This window comes from Ruminiclostridium papyrosolvens C7 (assembly GCF_000421965.1).
GTDB lineage: Bacteria > Bacillota > Clostridia > Acetivibrionales > DSM-1351 > Ruminiclostridium > Ruminiclostridium papyrosolvens_A.
In genome coordinates this window covers 20,185-40,379 of sequence record NZ_ATAY01000069.1, presented here as the reverse complement: position 1 = coordinate 40,379, position 20,195 = coordinate 20,185, and the positions used below count along the sequence as shown (strand labels likewise).

Here is a 20,195-nt window from a genome sequence, read left to right as displayed (position 1 = left end):
TAAATATGTACATGAATGAGGCTTTTGACAGTATTTGTTTTACAGGAAGTATCGTATCCCAAAGTGCAAGGTTCGTATATCTTTGTCTGTGCAAACATGCCGATAATACTAATCAAACCTGTTTTCCATCCCTGAACAGAATCGCTCAGATAGTGGGGAAATCAATCTCAACAATAATGAGGGCCATGAGAGAGCTATGTAAATACGGAGCAGTTGAAAGGACTCCACGATTCAAGAAGGATGGAGGGCAAACCTCAAATTTATATAAAGCGCAACATATTCAATTAGTATTCCGAAATGAAAAAATCGATTTAAGCTAACAATTAATTTACATGGTTTTAATAACAAACCAATACTGATTAGTTATAGTTAAGTTGGTAATTACCTATAAATAAAATTTATACCAAATTATTCAACTTAAACATAGGAGGGTTATTTATGAAAAAAAAATCAAATTTATTTCGTCTTACCCCAATTTTATCGGTAGTTTTGGTTATATTTCTTACATTTATATCTGCTCATGCAGCAGTTTTTAATGCCTTAGATATCGCTTTAACCCCTGGCAAAAGCATATCAGAACTTAATATTTCCTGGTATTCCACATCCAGAACTGAGAGTCTCGTTCAGATTGCTTTGAAATCTTCCATGACAGGTTCAGAATTTCCCGCTGATACTGCTAATTCCTTTTACTGTACATCCAACTCTGCTGCTTCCGGTTATTACAGCAATAAATCAACTGTAACTGCTCTTTCTCCGGCAACTTCGTATGTTTACCGTATTGGTGATGGCCTAGGCAACTGGAGTTCCAATTATTTCTATACAACCGGTTCTGGAACACAGTTTAGCTTCTTTGCAGTCGGAGATCCTCAGATTGGAGCTGGTAGCATTGCTTCAGACACAACTGGATGGAATGAAACAATAACAAAAGCAATAAACCAATTTCCTAATGCTTCCTTTATTATGTCAGCCGGAGATCAGGTTAATACCAATAACAGCGAATCTAATTTTACCGGTTTCTTTTCGCCGGCAAATTTTACAAGTATCCCTCTTGCACCAGCTCTGGGTAATCATGATAACGGAGCTTTAAACTACGGATACCACTTTAATCTTCCAAACATCTCCAATGTTTATGGAATTACCTCTCCCGGTTCTGGTGATTATTATTATACTTACGGTAACACACTCTTTATGGTACTTAATACAAATAACACCAGTGGAACTACGCATCAAACATTTATAAAAAATGCTGTTGCTGCTAACCCAAATAAGACATGGAAAATAGTAACATTTCATCATGACATTTATGGTTCAGGAAGTCATGCATTAGAATCTTCTATTATAAAACTCAGAAATGCACTCTACCCCATATTTGACAGTTATGGAATTGATATCGTAATAACAGGGCATGACCATTCATATACGAGAACTTATGTTATGAAAGGCAATGTGCCCCAATTGACTCAGACATACGACACAAACGGAGCTGTAGTAAATCCTTCGGGTACAGTTTATTTTACACTGAACTCTTCATCAGGAAGCAAGTATTACGACCTTAACGGAACTCAGGCAAACTATGTTGCAGTCAGATCCCAGGTCAATGCCCCCACATTCTCATATGTAAGTATAAATGGCAGCAGCCTTTCATTTGATACATACAGAACAGATTCTATGACAAAAACAGATAGTTTTTCAATAGTTAAAAAATAGCGCTATTTATATTATTAATACTCCTAAATACTATAACAAAGTCCATGGATCAGATATTTCAAATCTCCATGGGCTTTGTTACTGCCTTGCTTATCTTTCCTGTAATTTGATTAATTATTTTATATATTACCGTAGCCAGACAGGAAACCAAAAGAAACCGCAGCAGGAGCGCAATAAAGCAATATATTCGGTATATCTCCTAATTTGTACCATTCAAACATTAATAAAACCAGTGCCATGTGAATAATATAAATAAACAAATGACCTCGCACTAGTCTGAAATTTTTATATATGGAATAGGGGTTTGAAGTATGTATGAAATATGGCTTGTGGGGAGAAGAAAAAATCAGCCATCAAGAAGTGGAAAGTTGGGGATATTCTTCTATTTATTCTTGTTCAAGTTGAAACTCAAGTTATAATATCTGAAATACCACTATCTACAGCAGTATTTAATAATTTTGAACTTCCAACGTCTTAATTTTAATTTCATTTTTTGACTTAGCAAACGTTTTTTCTGTTTTCTGCATTGCTTTTGCGTGCAAGTATATCGGTTCTTGGAAATAGTTCGGCCAATTAAAAAATACCATTCAAAAAGCTATTTCATACTTTATACTAAAAGTTTCAAAATACAATAGCAAAAATATGAGATTTATTATAAAATATTGGTGATAGAGTGAATTTTGTTAAAATTTATCGAATTTTACTAATAATTAATATATAAAATATAGTTAAATATTGGAGGTGATTTTATGATTAAACGCCTTAAATTTGTGGTACTGTTACTTTTGTCAGTACTAGGTGTTTTTGCAGCAACGACATCAGCAGGAGCTTGTTGGATTTGGGCCTTTTATCAAAAGGAATGCCCAAAATCTTTGTTGAAGTAACATAAAAATAGAAAGACATGATTAAATATGTCTTTCTATTTTTATGGCCTGAATAAATTTATTTTCAATGTCATCATACATTGTTGAGTTTAAGACGGTTTTATATTTGCTTAGTATTTTCTCTGCTATAGCCAATCCGTGTCCACGATCTTCGCCTTTTATTGAAAATCCATCTTCTTTTATCCTCCCCATCGGAGGCATATTGTCGCAGCTGTTGCTAATTTTAATATCAATGCATGTATCAAAACTAAAGATATTCACACCTACAGTTTTTTTATCGCTGAGTTGTGCGGCCTCAATAGCATTATCTAAGAAAATACCAATTATTTCACATAAATCAGATACCTTTATATTTGGTATAGAGTCTATTACACCTAAGGTTTTTAAATCGATTTCTATACCTGAAGATTCAGCCATATCCATTTTTGAGGAGATTATTGCAAATAACGCAACGTTTTTTATATTATAAATCGTTGTATTTATAGTGTTAATGGTAGCGGAAATTTCAGATATGTATTTAATCGCTTCATCACATTTCTTATTTTGTATCATATAATTTAAGACAGACAAATGGTTATTTTGGTCATGTTTAACTCTTCTTAACTCCTGCAAAGTATTACTAAGAGATTCATTGTAAAATATTTGTTGTCTCTGTTCCTCTTTTAGTTCTTCGCTTTTTTGGTACTTATTAATAAGGATTATTACCGTAATAAAAAATAGCAAAGAAGATAATAGTGCCATTATCGATGAAAAAACTGATATGTTCCGAGAAAAATATATGCTGTTGTTAAAAACCATAACAAGGATTGTTATACCAAGTAAAACAGAAATTGACTTAAAATTTTTCACTTTTTTTAATCGTGAGAATACAGGGTATATAAATATTATAATAGCAGCTATAGTGTGAATAACTATATTAACTAAAAAATATAATGTTACATTTTCACTTACAGATTTTGTTGTAATACCTAAACCGAGGGAATTAAATAGTACGGGGGCTACAAAATTGCCGACACCTGTGGCAATCATAATTATAAATAATGATAAAACTGTTTTACTCCAGTCTACTTTCAACACGAACCGAATTGATTCAATACTTAACAACATTATAATAATTGGCTTTATAAATTGTAATTCGTTAGGCATTTCAATGAGTTGTGTCCATGCAGTTGACATAGCACCATTAATAAAGCCAAACAAAGCTAAAAAAACTAACAAGCGATTTCTGGAACAGTTAAAACCAAAATTAACTTTTAAAAATACATACACAAGGATTGCTGACAAGGTTGAAAAGAGTGTATTTACCAATAAGTACCATATACTCATATAGATTTAATCCTTTCAGTGGAATGAAAATCACTAAAAAATTTAGGTCCGATATCACAGGTCGTACTGTCTTGTAAAGTAATTATTTTGCGTTTAAGGTCTATACAATAGATTTTGTCAGAATTAACAAAAACAGATCTATGACAACGTTTAATCTTCTTGCTTCCAATCCTACTGGCAAGATCTTCGAGTCCTTCATAAGTAACAAAATCACCTGTTCTTGCATGTAATATAGTTCTTCTTTTTAAGCGTTCTATAAAATTTATATCATTAATAGGAATGAAATAGATTTCTGAGTTACATTTAATTTCTACATGATCTTGATTAAGAGATTCCTTTTCATTAGCGAGTTTGACTATTGTCTCTTCTAATAATTTCATATCAGGTTTCTGAATGAATTGATAAGCTCGCACTTCAAAGGCTCGTTGAATAAAATCCAAACAACCAGTTACAAAAATAATTTCTATTGTAGAGTGGCTTTTCCTAATTTGTTCCGCTATGTACATACCATTGACGTTATCCTTTAGGTTTATATCAATAATGCATACATTGGATGTATTACTTTTAATTTCTTCTAAAAACTTGGTATGGCTTGTTGTTGCAATAACTAATTCACCATTTAGATTATTTTTTTTAAACCATTCGGGAATTATGTTTTCATACTGTTCAATCATTTGGGGATCGTCATCAAGGACTGACAATTTTAACACTAATACTACCTCCTTAATAGGGTGATAGTACAATAATATATGTTAAATTATGTGAACTCAAACATAGACTACCATATTTATAGTAGCCCTAATAAAAATAAGTTCATATTTTATCAAATATCGTCAAAAATCAGAATATTTTCAAATTTTAGACATAAAATCAAGCTATTTGGTAAATAAATGTAGACATAGTAATAAACATCAATATATACTCTAGGTGAATAAAAGTAAATAACCCCTGAAAGGAGGTAAAATATTATTACTAAGTTATTTATTCCTTACAATTTTGAGCTTTGGAAGAAGCTTAAAGTTGCATAGCCCGTATCGCTTTTATATTATACCACCTTAACAATTATTCATGTAATATCTTGTTATAAATGCAGTTAATTATTACCAAGTAATGATTTTTTTCAATCTTGGACAATAAATAGTTAGTTTTGAACAATGAGTAACTCAAATATAAATGCCGGACTGATAAATAAGCTTTTAGAATAAATAACCGCAATTCCGAATCATATACTTAACATTTTAAAGAAGGGAGAATTTTATAGATTATATTATAAAAGCTATTTAGGAGATAGGATACATGATTACGAAACAAATTACAGAATCGCATGATATAAAAAGTATCCAATATAAAAAATTAATTATTGAAATGCTTACTAACATAGATAATGTTAGTATCTTAAAAAGAATATATTTATTTATTAGTATGATAAAAGGCTAGTTATGTGCTTATTAACTAGCCTTTATCTTTATCCTCTGCCATTAAAGTAACAATTTTTTCAAGAACTTTCCAATCATCTACATCCAATTTACTTAATACATAAACAAACTTCTTCATGAATTCATTATCGTTATTAGGGCTAACCAAAGAGCCGGCCCATTTAGATAATTCTTCTTCTCTATCTAATTGGATGAACATTTTGTCTTTACCAGTTCTAAGCCAATTTTCGTTGACGTTATATATACGGCAAATATCAGATATAGTTCTATCGGTCAATTCTCTTAATCCATTTTCCAAAGAAGCGATATGCGATCTTGATAAATTTATACTGTTACCGAAACTTTCTTGGCTTAGACCTAATTCTTGCCTAATTATTTTCAATCGTTCATTCACAAAAACACCTCCCTTATTTTAGCATAATATATAATTTGTTTCTTTGCAACATTTTAGGTAACAAAACTATTGACTTACGTCCCTTTGAATCATATAATTGTCTCATAGAGACATAAAGGTAATAATAGCCATTACTTAAATTAAGGGGAGTGGTATACATATTGTCAAATTTGTCAGCAGAGGAAAAGAAGATCATTGAAACCTTTGTAAAGGTGCTACCGTTATTAGAAGAAATAGAACTGCATTCGGCGGTTCACATGGATAATGGCAATATGCCAGTCACAAATAGCTGCTGATAATACCGGAGCGGAGCCAAGAGGTTAAACCCTGCGAGGAAATTATAATTAAAATTTGAATTGGCGGAAAGATAAAAAATTCATAATAGACTATGTACTGGAGTTCCTTCAAATTGAAGTAAATCCAGTATGTAGATGTGTTATGAGAAAGAACTTAAATAGAGAACCGGATTCTTTCTTTTGAATATCATGTAGGTATAGGGGGGCGAATTAAGTGAGGACTGGGAGACAGCTATATTTATTGAGAATCAGGGATACGAAAATATCAGATAAGCAATTATCAGAATTACTGGACGTGAGTGTAAATGACATACTTATTTACGAATATGGCTTAAAACCAATTCCTAAAGATATATATAATAAATGGGAAAGAATTGTCTGTAACCATTGAATCTTGAATTATCTGTTCATGTATAATATTATTAAACCAATATAAGGTATATTTAGCGATATTGGAGAAGATTATATATGAGATGTGTTGCATATTGCAGAGTAAGTTCTGACAGTACAGAGCAGATGAATAGTTTGGAAAATCAGATAAAGCATTATACGGAATTGTTTAATAAGAATGGTTTTACCAGAGCAGAATGTGGAATGTATTATTCAAAAGATAAGAAAAATGAGGTTGTTAAATATATACCATCCATTTTTGCGGACGAAGGAATTTCCGGAACAAAGCTCAAAAATAGGGGAGCTTTTAACTATATGCTCGAATGTGCATATAGAAAAGAGTTTGATGCTATTCTTGTAAAAAATGTACAGCGTTGGGCCAGAAACGTGGAGGACGGTGCAGGAATTCTAAAAAAGCTCAAAGTAATGGGAATTAAAGTTATTTTTGAAGACGGATGGCTTGACAGCTTGAATCCGGCAAATGAAGCTACCATTAATATATTATTTGTTATGGCGCAAGAAGAAAGCAGGGCCAAAAGTACTGCGGTTCAATTCGGAATAAGAAAAGCTCAGGAAGCAGGTAAATTTACAAGTGCCTTGCCCTATGGATATAAAAATAATAAAGGTTACCTGGAACCTGTAAAAGAGCAGTTGGATGTTGTAAAAAAGATATTCGATTTGTATTTGGAAGGTTGGGGAAGCACCAAAATAGTAAAATATCTGAATAGTGAAAAGATACTTACACAAAAGGGGAGAAGATGGTCTACATCACAGATTTTTGGTATCATATCAAATGAAATATATACAGGAAAACAAATAACACATAGACAAATTAATACAGATATTAATTTAGACAGATTTGTCCATGATGGGCAAGTTTACAAAAGCAGAAAACCGGTACCAGAAGACGAATGGATAATAAACCAAAGAGAAGAGCTGAGAATTATATCTGATGAAACCTTTCAGGAAGTACAAAGAGAGTACTCTAAAAGAAAAGAGATGTATAGTACGGCATCAAGACCTAGTAATGCGCATATTTTCAGCAATCTCCTTTACTGTAGAAATTGCGGAATAGCAATGCGAAGGAAAAAATTGTGGGGCTGGAAACGTAAGGATGGAACAAGAAAATTCGGAGTTGAATGGGTCTGTATCCAACATGATCAATATCACAATGATATATGCCAGTACAGAAATTCATGGCATGAAGATGTGTTGATAGAAAGAGTAAAAAATGAAATAGAAAAACTGAGAACAAACAAGGATTCACTTGATAAAATGTTTAGTGAATATATGCAGTCATTTTATAGCAGTGAAGAAGTAGAAGAAAAAATTACTGAGCTTCAGGCGCGGCTGGATGAGATTAAAGCAGAAGTATCAGCAAATTTAAAGTTATTTTCAAAAAATATTATTGACGAAGAACAGTACAAGCAGCAAAACGATGAGCTACAAAACAATAAAAAAATGATAGACACCGAGCTTGCTAAAATTAAAAGAATTGATCACGCAAGAAATGAAGTAAAAAGAAAATATAATAACTATGTTGAATTTATTAATAAAGTTGACGTTAATAATTTAAATAATGCATTGCTTAAAAGAGTTATCAATAAAATCGAGGCATATACCATAAAAGATGAAAAAGGAAACGAAGTAAAAGATATATATATTGATTGGAATATGCTAGATAAGTCCTTTGATGATGTTTTCTATTTAAGAGCTAAAGATTAATTTCCTATATACATTTATACAATATCTCTTTTGCTTGCTCGTATGGCATTGTATATCTCTGATTAAGATAACGTAGGGATGCAGCAAGTTCTCCATCAGGCCCGCCGGATTTCAAGTTTTTATGAATAACCCATTTATCACAGTACTTCAAATAAGCAGAAATTTTAACAATATATTACTTTAATTTATGGTATAATTTAAGTTACAACATATTAAAAATATGTTAAAAACAAGAATTAAATTATCATTTGCAACATTTGGGTGAAAATTCAGAAAAGAAAGGGGGGATAAGAATAATAACCATCTACCAGAATGTCAGCGAATGAGTAAAAAACATAAAAGGAGACTTGAATTAAATGGCGAAAGTAACAAAAATGAGAAAGGTTGGAGCTTTAGTTGTTGGATCCGCATTGCTTCTTACAACTATGATTCCTGCAAGCATCTCTTCCGTAGCTGCCAGTGAAGCAATCAATGTAAGTATAGACACAACTGCTGAGAGAGCTGCAATTAGCCCGTATATTTATGGAGGAAACTGGGAGTTCAATAATGCAAAATTAACTGCAAAGAGATTCGGCGGTAACAGAATAACCGGTTACAACTGGGAAAACAATTTCTCAAATGCAGGTAGTGACTGGCAGCAGTCCAGTGACGCGTATATGTTGACAAGCAACAAAATCCCCGAAGAAAAATGGAGTGAACCGGGCGTAGTAATAACTGATTTCCAGGACAAAAACCTTGCAGCCGGCGAACCGTATTCATTGGTAACCTTGCAGGCAGCAGGATATGTTGCTGCGGATGCAAATGGAACTGTAACGGAAGATGAAGTAGCACCGTCGAACAGATGGAAAGAGGTAAAATTCAAAAAGGATGCACCTTTATCACTTACTCCGGATACAACTGACAACTATGTATATATGGATGAGTTGGTAAACTTCCTTGTAAATAAATATGGAAGTGCCTCTACAGCAACAGGAATAAAAGGCTACGCATTAGACAATGAGCCAGCTCTGTGGCCAAGCACACATCCAAGAATTCATCCTGAAAAGCCAACCTGTGTAGAGTTGGTTGACAAGAATATCAACCTTGCAAAAGCGGTAAAAGGCGTGGATCCTAGTGCAGAAACCTTTGGTCTCGTAGCATATGGATTTGCTGAATACAATGATTTTCAGTCAGCTACCGATTGGGCAGATTTAAAGGGAGACTACACATGGTTCCTTGATTATTATCTGGACAGCATGAAAAAGGCTTCTACTGAAGCAGGAACCCGTTTGGTAGATGCTCTCGACCTGCACTGGTATCCTGAGGCAAAGGGTGGAGGACAAAGAATATGTTTTGGAGAAGACCCAACAAATATTCTATGTAACAAAGCACGTCTACAGGCAGCCAGAACATTATGGGATCCTACATATAAAGAAGACAGCTGGATAGCACAGTACTGCAGCTTCGGACTTCCTTTAATACCAAAAGTACAAGAGTCCATAGCTAAGTATAATCCGGGAACAAAGCTTGCCTTCACAGAATATTCATATGGTGCAGACAACCATATAACCGGTGGTATAGCCGAAGCTGATGTATTGGGTGTATTCGGTAAATACGGTGTTTACCTTGCAACTGTTTGGGGTGGCGGAAGTTACACAGCAGCAGGTGTAAACATGTATACAAACTATGACGGTAACGGTTCAAAATATGGAGATACAAAGGTAAAAGCAGAAACCTCTGACGTAGAAAACACTTCTGTATATGCTTCAGTTGATTCAAAAGACGATTCAAAATTACATGTTATCCTGATAAACAAAAATTATGATAGTCCTATGACAGTTAACTTTGGTATAAGCGGTGACAAGCAGTATACATCAGGAAGAGTATGGTCATTTGATAGAAGCAGTGCAAACATAACAGAAAAAGATACTATAGATGCTATAAGCGGTAACAAATTAACTTACACAATACCTGCATTAACCGTATGCCACATAGTTCTTGACTCAAGTAATCCTGCAATACTTTACGGTGATGCAAATAAAGATGGAACTGTAGATGCTATAGATTATGCATTTTTTAAGAAAATTTTATTAAATCCTGATTCTAATTATGACAAAGCATGTGATTTAAACCTTGATAACGCTGTTGATGCAGTAGATTTTGGAATACTAAAACAATACCTCCTTGCAAAAATACAAAGTTTACCTTACAAAACAATAACAGAAAACAAACCGCCGGTAGCTGCCTTTACAGTATCACCAAAAGAAGCATTTACCGGAGATAATATAAATTTCGATGCAACAGCTTCAACTGACCCTGACGGAAATGTTCATATTTATTCATGGGATTTCGGTGACGGTACAGAAGGTTCCGGCGCAAATATTATTCATAAGTACAAAGCTCCCGGAACATATACAATAAAATTAACAGCTATTGATGAAAAAGGTCTGTCAAATTCAGTAACAGACACAGTTACAATAACATCAGCTACAGGTGATAATGCAGACGTCAACTTTGAAGACGGAGAATTAAACGGCTTTACAACGAATGACAGTACAACAACAAAATTATCAGTTACCTCTGATAAGGCTTTCCAAGGAAACAAGTCACTTAAATGGGAGGCTGTAGGTTCAAAAGACGGTAAGGTAGATGCTGAAATAAACAGCAGCGTACCTGTTTTAAAACCGGGACAATCAATGACATTCAGAATTTGGATTCCTGAAGGAGCTCCAATAAAATCCATTCAGCCATATGTTATGCCACATAACCCTGATTGGACAGCATCAGAATGGAATTCTTCATGGAAGAGCTACGACATGATAAAGAAAGGTGACTGGAACGAATTTACAGTGACGCTTCCTCTCACTTCCGATGTTAACTTAACCCAGTGCCAGTTTGGTATACAGGTTGAAACATCTGCAGAAGGTAACTTTACAATGTATGTAGATTCAATAGACTGGTAATATAGGTATAGTCAAAAGCTCTGAAGCGGCTAAAATCGCTTCAGAGTTTTTTTGTCTGAATAACCTTATTCACAAAAACGGTTTACCACCCATATTATAAACATGGGGTGAGTTTATGACCAAAAAGGAAATACTTGATGAAGTTATTGAAATTCTTATTAAAAGAGCCTTAGAAGAAAAAACAATAAATTCAAGGGGTGAAAAAGAAAATGGAGTATATTCCTCCTCTGGTTATTGCAAATAAATTTGAACAGTACAATGATATCAGGAATTCCATAGGAGAAGTCGGTTTGGAAGTAGGAGGATACATACGAATATCTACTAAAAAGGATAGTCAAATAACTTCAATTGAAAATCAAAAAAAATATATAGCGGAATGGGCAAGTGTTAATGGTTATAAAATAGTTGATTTTTACATAGACATGAAAACCGGTGCGTACAGTTACTTAAGGCAGGAAATGGTAAGGATGAAAAACGATATTTCATCAGGAAAAATAAAAGGAATTGTGTCAAAAGAAATATCCAGAACCTCACGTGACATACTTGACATAATTGAACTTAAAAGGAGCCTTGCAAATCAAGGTGCTTTTTTTATTTCAATAAAAGAAGGTTATGACAGCAGGACTGACGATGATGAGTTTCTTTTAATAATACATGCGGGACTTGCGCAGAAGGAGAGAAAAGTAACCGGGTCAAGAGTTAAAATAACACAGATGATAAAGGCACGTGAAGGAAAAACAAATGTACCAACACCCGCCTTCGGGTACATGCTGTCTCCTGACGGACAGCATCTTGTTATAAATCCTTTAACTGCAGAGATATATAGATTGATAGTCGATAAATTTCTTGAAGGTTGGGGGAGGCTTAAAATATGCAAATATCTCAACTCACAAGGAATAAGGACAAACAGGGGAAACGCCAATTGGAGTACCAATTCCATATATGCGATTCTGACAAACCCTGTATACCTTGGTATAACCATGTACAACATAACTTTGACAGTACGTGATGATACGGGTAAGGCAAAAAGAATGGTAAGACCCCGTGAACAATGGATAGTGAGGGAAAATACTCATCAACCGCTAATTACCAAAGAAAAATTTGATAGAATTCTGCAGTTTATTCAAGATAAAAAACAAAAAGAACTAAAAGAATGGAGTTGCACGAAGAAGTACCTTTTATCAGGGCTGGTTTACTGCGGATCCTGCGGCAGTAAATTATACGGTGGAAGGTTTCCTAAAAAGGAGACAAAGTTAAAAAACAAGTCAGAAAGAACTCAGGAGGATTACTATTACTATTACTTTGACAGAAAGACATCCGGGGTCTGCGGGAACAGTAAGGCTAATTACCATATGGATATTATTGAAAAAAAGGTAATTGAAACGGTAAAGGATATTCTTTTGTCCTACGACAAATTGGATGAAAAAATTAATAAGAAACAGTTCCTTTACGACACAGGATTTACAAGAGAAAAAATGGAACATCAGCGGCTTCAAGACAAGCTTCAAGTAGTTGCAAATGCAATGAGAAGAGAACAGACAGCATACGAAGAAGAAGTAATAACCATAGAGGAATACAAAACACGGTTGGATGAGCTTCGCCGTCAAAAGCTCTCACTGGAAAGTAAACTTGAAAGAATAAATTTAACACCTGTTGAATCAAGTTCTTTAGAGTTAATAAACAAGGTGAAAGAAATAATAGTCAATTTACATAATACGGAACCGGAATTTCAGTATGAAATAATTAGAAAGTTAATAAACAAGATATATATATATGACAATTATTCTCTCGAATTTGAATATACTTTTAATTTATAAAAACTTGAAATCCGGCCCGCCAAGCTGAGTTATTATAACTTTAGCAAGAGCTGCATTTGGTCTGGTTATTTTTACCGGGTACTCCAATTTCTTTTCATAAATCCACATAGATTATTACACCTCCCGTCCGATTTCCCACGGCCATGGATTCTCAATCCATTTCCATGTAGATAAATCATTATCCATGTGAGTAGCGGTAAGTGGGCCAAACCTTTTTGTAAATTCAGATTCTAACTGGTTTTTCATGTCACGGTACTGTTTAAAATATGCCAGCGCTGTCTTATCGTTGGGATTTGTATTGAGAAACAAGCCTACTTCTATACAGGCAAATTCATACGCCTGAACCTTCCAAAGCAATGCTTCCCTCTCATTCATAGGCTTCATACCGCTTGTCATACCCATATTGCCCATATTGCCGCAATCATCCATACTTCCCATTTGGCCCATGTCACCCATTTGGCCCATGCCACCCATTTGGCCCATGCCACCCATTTGGCCCATGCCACCCATGTGGTCCATACCACCCATATGGTCCATACCGTCCATACCCATGTTAGTATTCATACCTGTTTCCCCCTCCCAAGAAAGGCTTGTCAAGTGACGGGAAAAGAGTACCTCTGTCTAGTCCTTCATTTACATCATAAGGTGTTTCCCAAAGCTGTGCAGGAACAAATGCCATAGCAAGAGCTATTTTAGAAGGATTAAAGGGTTTTATAGCACTTTTGTCTCTTTCCTGATAATTGTATTCATTTACTAAGTCATCCATTATTCTTCTCCTTTCAAATAAAACGAATAACTTCCTCTATCTTAGGATATGAATAAACAAATATTTAAGTTACATAAAATTTAATAATTTACATTATGCGTTAGGGGTAAAGTATTTCTTGACAGGAAATATCTTACAAGTGTAATATTTAATATAAAATACATCAGTTTTTTATGAGGGGGAAGCTGCTTTGAAAAAGTCTGCAAAAAAAGTTGTGACAGTTCTTGTTTCTATTACATGTGTTTTTGCTTTAGTAATTGTTTTAGTATTTGCTACAAAAGGGAATACTCCCGGCACTATTGATTCTAACAATAGTACAAAGATAAATGTAAGCGGACAAGTTTACAATGCAGATTACTTATTTGAAAACAAAACTCCCTACGTAGGAAACAACAGTAAGGTTTTACATATTATAGACAACCTACAATTTGGGAACTATAGAGGAGAGGTATCACTTCAAACTGAAAAAATCCCTTATGGGGCAACAGTTAACTATGATTTTCAGAATTTAGTCGAAGGGGATTACCAAAAGGCAAAAATAGAAAATGAAGAGCGATTGAAGCTTGCTCTTAAAAGAAATGCTGCAATGATGTTTTGTCTCATAGAAAATCTGGACAACCTTACCTATATATGTCATACCAATAACGGACCGGCTGAATACAAATTAACCAGAGCAGAAGTACAAAAAGACTATAATGAAGATTTGAAAGAATATTCAAAGGATAAAAACAAGTTTGGCGACTTTGCGATTAAATTAAATAATGACAATCTTATTATACATTCAATGAAAAAATATTCTCCTACCATGTCCAGTGTAATTGGCTTGAAAATTATGTCTACCTATGAGGGGAAAGCAGATAATATAAGATATACAGCTACAGATGGCAAACTAATCAGCGACAGTAGTTCCGAAAATAAGGGTAAGACCCTGACAGTTGAAGAGAATACACCTATTTATTGGAGCCCTCTGGCAGGCGATGACACAAGTTTAAAAGCCGATAAAATTATTGTTAAAATTGAAGCGCTAAACCAAGGGATTAAGATTGCGGAACAAACACTTCGTATTAACAAGGACGGATTAATATATACTATAGAAGAAAATGCCAATGCCGTGGCAGATGTAAAATAAAAATAAATATATAATTGGACACGCATTATTTGTTATATTTAATCATAGAATGGAAAGGTACACTATTTTTGAGGTATTAATTACTTCATTATCATAGGGGGTGCCTTGCTTGATAGATATACTATTTTCTACAATCTTTGATGTATTAAGCAATTTTTTCGTAATGATTGGCTACGTATCAAATGTGAATTCCTTCCCCCAGCCTTTAAAGCCGGAGGAGGAACAATACTATGTTGAGGCATACAAAAATGGTAGTGAGGAAGCAAGAAATATTCTTATCGAAAGAAACTTGAGGCTTGTTGCACACATAGTAAAAAAATACGGTTCGTGCGGCAGCGACAGTGATGACCTTATCTCAATAGGTACAATAGGTTTGATTAAGGCAATATCTACATTCAACATGGATAAGGGAACCCGTCTTGCAACCTATGCTGCCAGATGCATAGAAAATGCAATTCTAACACTGCGGAAACATTCTATATATGTTAAATATAATATTCTGTCTTATCAGGGTTTTTCATATTAAATTCAGAGAATACCCTGTCACGGATTTTTAAAAAATCATGACTTGTTCGGTCACGTTTTCTTGCCAATGGAACACTGATTATTGATTTTATTCTTCCGGGATTAGGCGTCATAATAACAATCCTGTCTGCGAGGAAAACAGCTTCTTCAATATCGTGAGTTACAAAAATAATAGTCTTTTTCTGCTGTTCCCATATATTTGAGATTTCATCCTGCATTTTTAGCCTTGTTAATGCATCCAAGGCACCGAAAGGCTCATCCATAAAAATTATTTCAGGATCAACAGCCAGAGCACGGGCTATTGCAACACGCTGCTGCATACCGCCAGATAACTGAGATGGATGACTTTTGCTGAAGTTTGAAAGTCCCACTAAATCAATGTATTTACTGGCGATATCGTGTCTTTCCTTTTTGGAGAGTTTTTTACTTTCCAAACCCAACTCAACATTTTTTTGTACCGTCCTCCAAGGCAGAAGACCATAATTCTGAAAAATGGTTACATTGCTGATGGAAGGTTCCAAGACCTGTTTACCGTCTATTTGTATACTTCCACTATTAACCTTTTCAAAGCCTGCGACGGAATTTAAAAGTGTAGTCTTACCACAGCCGCTTGGGCCTAGCAGGCACAAAAACTCTCCCTTTTCAATTTGCAAAGATACGTGGTCCAAGGCTTTGAAAGTTGAATTTTTTTGCAAATATTCCTTTGAAACATCCTTAATATCAATGAACATTGTTACCTCCCAATAACTCCCCATCTTTTCAAGAGCTGTTTCTCCGCTAGGCCAATCAAACTATCTAAAATAAGTCCTATAAGCCCGATGGATAATATTCCTGCCAGTAATAAATCTGCTCTTAGATTGTTTCTTGCATCAATAATCATAAAGCCTAATCCTGTCTGAGCTCCAACCATTTCGCCTGCCACCAGAAACACCCACGCTGTTCCCAAAGCTATATGTAGACCTGAAGCAATGACAGGAAAAGCGGAAGGCAGAATTATTTTTGTCAATAGATGAGGTTGCTTTATTCCAAAGTTCTTTGCGACCTTAATATATATCTGGTCAACCTTTTCTACAGCGTTTACAGTAGTTAAAAGTATAGGAAAGAATGCTGCAATGAAAATTATGATAATGGCAGGAAGATCGCCAATTCCAAATAGAAGTACAATAAAAGGAAACCATGCTATCGGTGAAATAGGTCTTATCAGTTGTGCAACAGGATTAACAAAGCTCCATGCATTTCTGAACCAACCCAGAATTAGCCCCAGAGTAACCCCCGTAAGGGCAGCCAGAAGATATCCTACAAAAAATCTGTACATACTGGCCTTTACACCCGTAAAAAGAGTTCCTTTTGAAATAAGCTCTCCAAATCCCTTTGCAACATCAAGGGGAGAGGGAAGTAGAGCTTGATTCCAGTGTCCAAACCACACGGCTACCTGCCATAAAATCAATAATAATGCGAATGATACTAGAATATGAATCAGTTTCTTCATGAATTATTCTCCATTCTATTTGCCGGAAAGGCTCGAATCTACAAAATCATCATAAGCCGGAGGATTTGAAGATATCCCGAATTCCTTGATTTTAGAAGTAAGACTGTCATATGCTTCTCTTGTAATCTCCAGATCATTGTATGAAATCCATTTCATGGATAGATCCAGAACCTTGTCGTCAAGATTAAGATATTTCTTTGCAATAGTATTTGCCTCATCCTTGTGAGAACCGATGTATTCGCCTGCTTCTCTATAATTGGATACAACCTCTTTTGTCGCATCCTTGTTACTGCTGATAAATTTGTCGGACAATACAAGAGAGCAGCAAATGGAATCCTTCCATAGTTCATTTGATTCAAATAGTACTTTTCCTGTGCTTAAAGCCACAGACTTTGCACCAAATGGCTCGGCAACACTATATCCGGCTATTTGACCTTGAGCAAGAGCTGCTGGCATTTCAGGAGGGGGAAGCTCAACTATATTTACATCCTTGTAGGAAAGTCCCGCATTTTTGAGCATTTGTCCCAAAAGGATGTTATGTGAGGATTGTCTGTGTGGAATTGCAAATTTCTTTCCTTTTAAATCCGAAACACTTTTAATGTTTTTGGAAGCAACAATTACGTTTCCATCTTTATGTCCAAGTGCTACCGCCTTAACTCCAACACCCTGTTCCTTTGCTTTCATGGCAAGCTCTATAAGTACTGAAGCACCGTCAACATGACCCGTGTTCAAGGCATCCATCAATTCAGGCCAGGATCCATACTTGATAAGTTCAATTTTATATTTTTGCCCTGCCTTATCCTGTAATTCATTTTCTACAAACACAGGAAGGGCATGTGTTAAAGGCAGGTAGGCTATTTTTACGGTTTTTACATCTTCTGCAGATTTTCCACAGGCCGCAGTACCTGTAATTAGTCCCAACACCAAAGCTGCTGCAATAAACTTTTTAAAATTCATAGTTATCCCTCCATAAAATCATTTTAATCCCATCCCAGGGCTTTTCTCTGCTCCTTGAGGTTATTGACAATCTCATTTGCCAATTCAGTGTGATTAACATTAACAATCATTCTTGAACCCAGAATATCCTTGGTTCCATTACTCATAAATTCTGTAACATTATCTGAGCCTTGGGTCGGTGTATATACACAGTGATAAGAATCAATCCCCAGCAATCTGAAACTAAGAGCCGCACAGATACCTTTTTCGTTAGACCATTCCGGACTGGCAAAAGCATAAGGCATATCCTTGATGTAAATATCCGAAGCCTCAGCCACAGCCTTGAAAAGTGCGGATGCTCTTGCATTATCCAAACATTCGCCCATGTGCCATACAGGGGGAAGCTCCTTCAAAAATCCTTTCAAATTATCACCTGTACGCTCCAAAGCAGCAGTAGAGCAATATCCAAGCTTCATTAGCGGGAAGGAGGCACACCCGTTAGTCAGAACCAGAACATTATTCTCTAAAAGAATGTCTGTAAGCTCAACAATGGCTTTTTCATAAACAATACGTGGGTTGTTGCAGCCAACCAGGTTAACAATACCAAGAATTTTTCCGCTTTTCAGTGCTTCTGAAATAGGCTTTACGCTTCCGTAATGTTTGTTAATATATTCAACGGAAAAACCTACTTCCGCTTCAATCTCATAAGGCGGAATATAAACAGGAACCTCTCGTCGCTGGGTAAAACTCTCAATTGCCCTGTTTAGTATCTTCGTTGCAAGCTCGGCAGTCTGATTCATATTAGAGTGGTGGTGGTCAAAACCGTAATGTTCGGCACCGGGAAGTCTTGCAGAATCATTTGTGGTAACCACAGTTGTTTTAAAACAGCTTGCAACCTCCATAATAGAAGGAAAAACATCCTGGACATCAGCTATCCATAAATCCAAGGCCCCTGTTCCCAGAACAAGTTCAGCTCCTATAGCATTTGAAAGAGGAATAACTCCGCCATATCTGTACATTGCGGAAAGTCCGGAACAGCAAATACCGTAGAACTTGATTCCCAAGGCACCGTTTTGCCTTGCAAGCTCTTGGAATTCATCTGAGTTACCAAGCTTCACGATTTCACTTACCAAAACCGGAGAGTGACCATGAATTCCTATGTTAACATAACCTTTTTCCAAAGCACCTATATTAACTTTTGAAGTACTTCTGACAGGAAGTCCGAACAGACTGTCCATAGCAATAGATGACCCAAGAACACAGGACCATGCAAAGGCTACACCTGTACGCAGCATTTGCTTCATAATATTATTCCAATCACTGTCGTTTCCCGTACCTGTTCTGTTAAGACTCTCAAAAACTTCGTGGTAAGGACTGATAGGAAGAATATCAAGATCACTCCATACTTTAATACGTTCATTTGAAGCAAATGCGTTAAGGGTACGGTGAGGGCCGGGAACAGTTCTGGACAAATCCTCCAGAAGAATATCAGCAATTAACCCTGCCAGTTCCTTAGTGCTTTTATTTTCAGTTTCAAGTCCGAATGTCTTGGCTGTGGCTAATATTTTGCTTTCTCCCTCGATAGGAATATTGATTCTATCTTCAGAGGCGTACTTCAAAGCCAGCATGCTTTCACGTCCTCTTGCACCGTGCTCTGCGGCGCCGGCAGCTACGCTTCTTAGAATATTCCTTGCAACAATTACGTCAGCATCAGCCCCACAAACCCCTTTTGGACTCTTTTTAGTAATTTTACACGGCCCCATGTTGCATATTCTGCAGCAAACTCCTGCAAGACCAAAGCTGCACTGGGGCTTCTGAGCATCAAATCTGTCAAAAACAGTTTCACACCCTTTTTCTTCCATATGTAAAAGCATAGCTTTAACGGCAGGGTCGGGTGTTTGTTCAAGAACATCCTTTTTAGAAGCAAAACTTTTTCTGTATTCAGCTACGGCAGTTGCATAATCATTGCAGCCGGAATCATTATGGTGATGATTTTCTGAATGATCAAATTTAGCGTGATGATATCTAAAATCCATTATTATCGCTCTCCCCTTAAATAATTCATAGAATTCAGGTAAAAATAGTATGAAATTGATTATAATAAGCAAATAATAAAAAGTCAATGATAATTTTATATAATTCATATATAAATACTATGTAATTAGAAAGAATTTTGTGAAACACATTTGTACGAGTAGTACTGTCATATAGTTAAACAGCGAGTAAATCAGGGAGTTCAAAGATGGGGAAGCGAAAAAAGGAATATGAAATTGTTATTTTTACTCCTGAGACTAATGAACAAAAGATGTGTTTTAAAAATGAAATAGGAAGAGCATATGGTGAATTTATAATACAACATCTGATTAATTTAGATATTCCTAATAAACAAATGTCTTGTATATTTAGAAAAATAATAAAAGAAATCAGGTGATG

General features: G+C 35.4%; 21 protein-coding genes and 2 pseudogenes. 12 read left to right on the top strand and 11 right to left on the bottom strand.

Translation table 11 applies throughout. The features are described 5' to 3' along the window. Positions 1-5 precede the first annotated feature (5 nt). The 3 genes from L323_RS34805 (at position 6) to L323_RS40870 (ending at position 2,591) form a co-directional block, all read left to right on the top strand. Positions 6-320, top strand: a complete 315-nt coding sequence (locus L323_RS34805) for a helix-turn-helix domain-containing protein (protein WP_020816300.1) — start codon at positions 6-8, stop codon at positions 318-320. Positions 321-438: 118 nt separating this feature from the next. After that, positions 439-1,707, top strand: coding sequence for a purple acid phosphatase family protein (locus L323_RS34800; protein WP_020816299.1), 1,269 nt, complete (start codon positions 439-441; stop codon positions 1,705-1,707). A 749-nt stretch (positions 1,708-2,456) separates the two neighbouring features. After that, positions 2,457-2,591, top strand: coding sequence for an AgrD family cyclic lactone autoinducer peptide (locus L323_RS40870; RefSeq protein WP_014313025.1), 135 nt, complete (start codon positions 2,457-2,459; stop codon positions 2,589-2,591). Between the two features lie 21 nt (positions 2,592-2,612). Here L323_RS40870 and L323_RS34795 read toward each other — a convergent pair whose 3' ends face one another. The 3 genes from L323_RS34795 to L323_RS34785 all read right to left on the bottom strand — a co-directional run bounded on the left by L323_RS34795 (position 2,613) and on the right by L323_RS34785 (position 5,747). Further along, a complete protein-coding gene (locus tag L323_RS34795; protein ID WP_020816297.1) occupies positions 2,613-3,917 on the bottom strand; it encodes a sensor histidine kinase in 1,305 nt (434 codons plus the stop codon). Further along, positions 3,914-4,627, bottom strand: coding sequence for a LytR/AlgR family response regulator transcription factor (locus L323_RS34790; RefSeq protein ID WP_020816296.1), 714 nt, complete (start codon positions 4,625-4,627; stop codon positions 3,914-3,916). Before L323_RS34790 ends, L323_RS34795 begins: the two co-directional genes overlap by 4 nt. Positions 4,628-5,369: 742 nt before the next feature. Next, positions 5,370-5,747 (bottom strand): helix-turn-helix domain-containing protein, encoded by a 378-nt coding sequence (locus L323_RS34785; RefSeq protein WP_020816294.1) that lies wholly within the window; start codon positions 5,745-5,747, stop codon positions 5,370-5,372. A 161-nt stretch (positions 5,748-5,908) separates the two neighbouring features. Between L323_RS34785 and L323_RS41950 the strand changes: the two genes are divergently transcribed. The 3 genes from L323_RS41950 to L323_RS34780 all read left to right on the top strand — a co-directional run bounded on the left by L323_RS41950 (position 5,909) and on the right by L323_RS34780 (position 8,158). Then, a complete protein-coding gene (locus L323_RS41950) occupies positions 5,909-6,043 on the top strand; it encodes a hypothetical protein (protein WP_020816293.1) in 135 nt (44 codons plus the stop codon). Between the two features lie 214 nt (positions 6,044-6,257). Beyond that, positions 6,258-6,434: a hypothetical protein gene (locus L323_RS41420; RefSeq protein ID WP_014313031.1), complete on the top strand. Its 177-nt coding sequence runs from the start codon at positions 6,258-6,260 to the stop codon at positions 6,432-6,434. 77 nt (positions 6,435-6,511) lie between these two features. Beyond that, positions 6,512-8,158 (top strand): recombinase family protein, encoded by a 1,647-nt coding sequence (locus L323_RS34780; protein ID WP_020816292.1) that lies wholly within the window; start codon positions 6,512-6,514, stop codon positions 8,156-8,158. A gap of 19 nt (positions 8,159-8,177) precedes the next feature. On the opposite strand, the pseudogene L323_RS42135 reads toward L323_RS34780, so the two are convergent. After that, positions 8,178-8,273: pseudogene (locus tag L323_RS42135) on the bottom strand (manganese catalase family protein); the annotation flags it as partial. A gap of 241 nt (positions 8,274-8,514) precedes the next feature. Between L323_RS42135 and L323_RS34775 the strand changes: the two are divergent. The 3 genes from L323_RS34775 (at position 8,515) to L323_RS34770 (ending at position 12,917) form a co-directional block, all read left to right on the top strand. Continuing rightward, positions 8,515-11,100: a glycoside hydrolase family 44 protein gene (locus L323_RS34775; protein WP_020816291.1), complete on the top strand. Its 2,586-nt coding sequence runs from the start codon at positions 8,515-8,517 to the stop codon at positions 11,098-11,100. A 115-nt stretch (positions 11,101-11,215) separates the two neighbouring features. Further along, the gene (locus tag L323_RS41940; protein WP_020816290.1) at positions 11,216-11,344 is read left to right on the top strand and encodes a hypothetical protein; all 129 of its coding nucleotides are present in this window, start codon (positions 11,216-11,218) and stop codon (positions 11,342-11,344) included. Next, positions 11,310-12,917 (top strand): recombinase family protein, encoded by a 1,608-nt coding sequence (locus L323_RS34770; RefSeq protein ID WP_020816289.1) that lies wholly within the window; start codon positions 11,310-11,312, stop codon positions 12,915-12,917. The genes L323_RS41940 and L323_RS34770 overlap by 35 nt, the downstream gene beginning before the upstream one ends. Before the next feature lie 9 nt (positions 12,918-12,926). Here L323_RS34770 and L323_RS34765 read toward each other — a convergent pair. The 3 genes and pseudogenes from L323_RS34765 to L323_RS34760 all read right to left on the bottom strand — a co-directional run. After that, positions 12,927-13,025, bottom strand: a pseudogene (locus tag L323_RS34765) (manganese catalase family protein); the annotation flags it as partial. A gap of 6 nt (positions 13,026-13,031) precedes the next feature. After that, the gene (locus tag L323_RS40865; protein ID WP_020816287.1) at positions 13,032-13,481 is read right to left on the bottom strand and encodes a spore coat protein CotJB; all 450 of its coding nucleotides are present in this window, start codon (positions 13,479-13,481) and stop codon (positions 13,032-13,034) included. Further along, the gene (locus tag L323_RS34760; protein WP_020816286.1) at positions 13,471-13,683 is read right to left on the bottom strand and encodes a spore coat associated protein CotJA; all 213 of its coding nucleotides are present in this window, start codon (positions 13,681-13,683) and stop codon (positions 13,471-13,473) included. The genes L323_RS40865 and L323_RS34760 overlap by 11 nt, the downstream gene beginning before the upstream one ends. A gap of 190 nt (positions 13,684-13,873) precedes the next feature. Here L323_RS34760 and L323_RS34755 point away from each other — a divergent pair, with 190 nt between their 5' ends. Together L323_RS34755 and L323_RS34750 are read left to right on the top strand one after the other, a co-directional pair. After that, positions 13,874-14,812, top strand: coding sequence for a DUF4825 domain-containing protein (locus L323_RS34755; RefSeq protein WP_020816285.1), 939 nt, complete (start codon positions 13,874-13,876; stop codon positions 14,810-14,812). A gap of 109 nt (positions 14,813-14,921) precedes the next feature. Further along, entirely contained in the window at positions 14,922-15,338 is a 417-nt protein-coding gene (locus tag L323_RS34750) for a sigma-70 family RNA polymerase sigma factor (protein WP_020816284.1), read from the top strand. Here the strand turns inward: L323_RS34750 and L323_RS34745 are convergent. The 4 genes from L323_RS34745 to cooS are packed head-to-tail and all read right to left on the bottom strand — an operon-like array spanning position 15,298 to position 19,798. Next, the gene (locus L323_RS34745) at positions 15,298-16,068 is read right to left on the bottom strand and encodes an ABC transporter ATP-binding protein (protein ID WP_020816283.1); all 771 of its coding nucleotides are present in this window, start codon (positions 16,066-16,068) and stop codon (positions 15,298-15,300) included. The two genes, L323_RS34750 and L323_RS34745, sit on opposite strands and share 41 nt — an antisense overlap. Before the next feature lie 2 nt (positions 16,069-16,070). Continuing rightward, positions 16,071-16,826, bottom strand: coding sequence for an ABC transporter permease (locus L323_RS0120950; RefSeq protein ID WP_031342260.1), 756 nt, complete (start codon positions 16,824-16,826; stop codon positions 16,071-16,073). Between the two features lie 15 nt (positions 16,827-16,841). Beyond that, positions 16,842-17,783, bottom strand: coding sequence for an ABC transporter substrate-binding protein (locus L323_RS34740; protein WP_020816282.1), 942 nt, complete (start codon positions 17,781-17,783; stop codon positions 16,842-16,844). Between the two features lie 23 nt (positions 17,784-17,806). Continuing rightward, positions 17,807-19,798 carry an anaerobic carbon-monoxide dehydrogenase catalytic subunit gene (gene cooS, locus L323_RS34735; protein ID WP_020816281.1) on the bottom strand — a complete coding sequence of 664 codons (1,992 nt, stop codon included), beginning with the start codon at positions 19,796-19,798 and terminating at the stop codon, positions 17,807-17,809. Positions 19,799-20,004: 206 nt separating this feature from the next. Here cooS and L323_RS34730 point away from each other — a divergent pair, with 206 nt between their 5' ends. Further along, positions 20,005-20,193: a hypothetical protein gene (locus L323_RS34730; RefSeq protein ID WP_020816280.1), complete on the top strand. Its 189-nt coding sequence runs from the start codon at positions 20,005-20,007 to the stop codon at positions 20,191-20,193. Positions 20,194-20,195 lie beyond the last annotated feature (2 nt).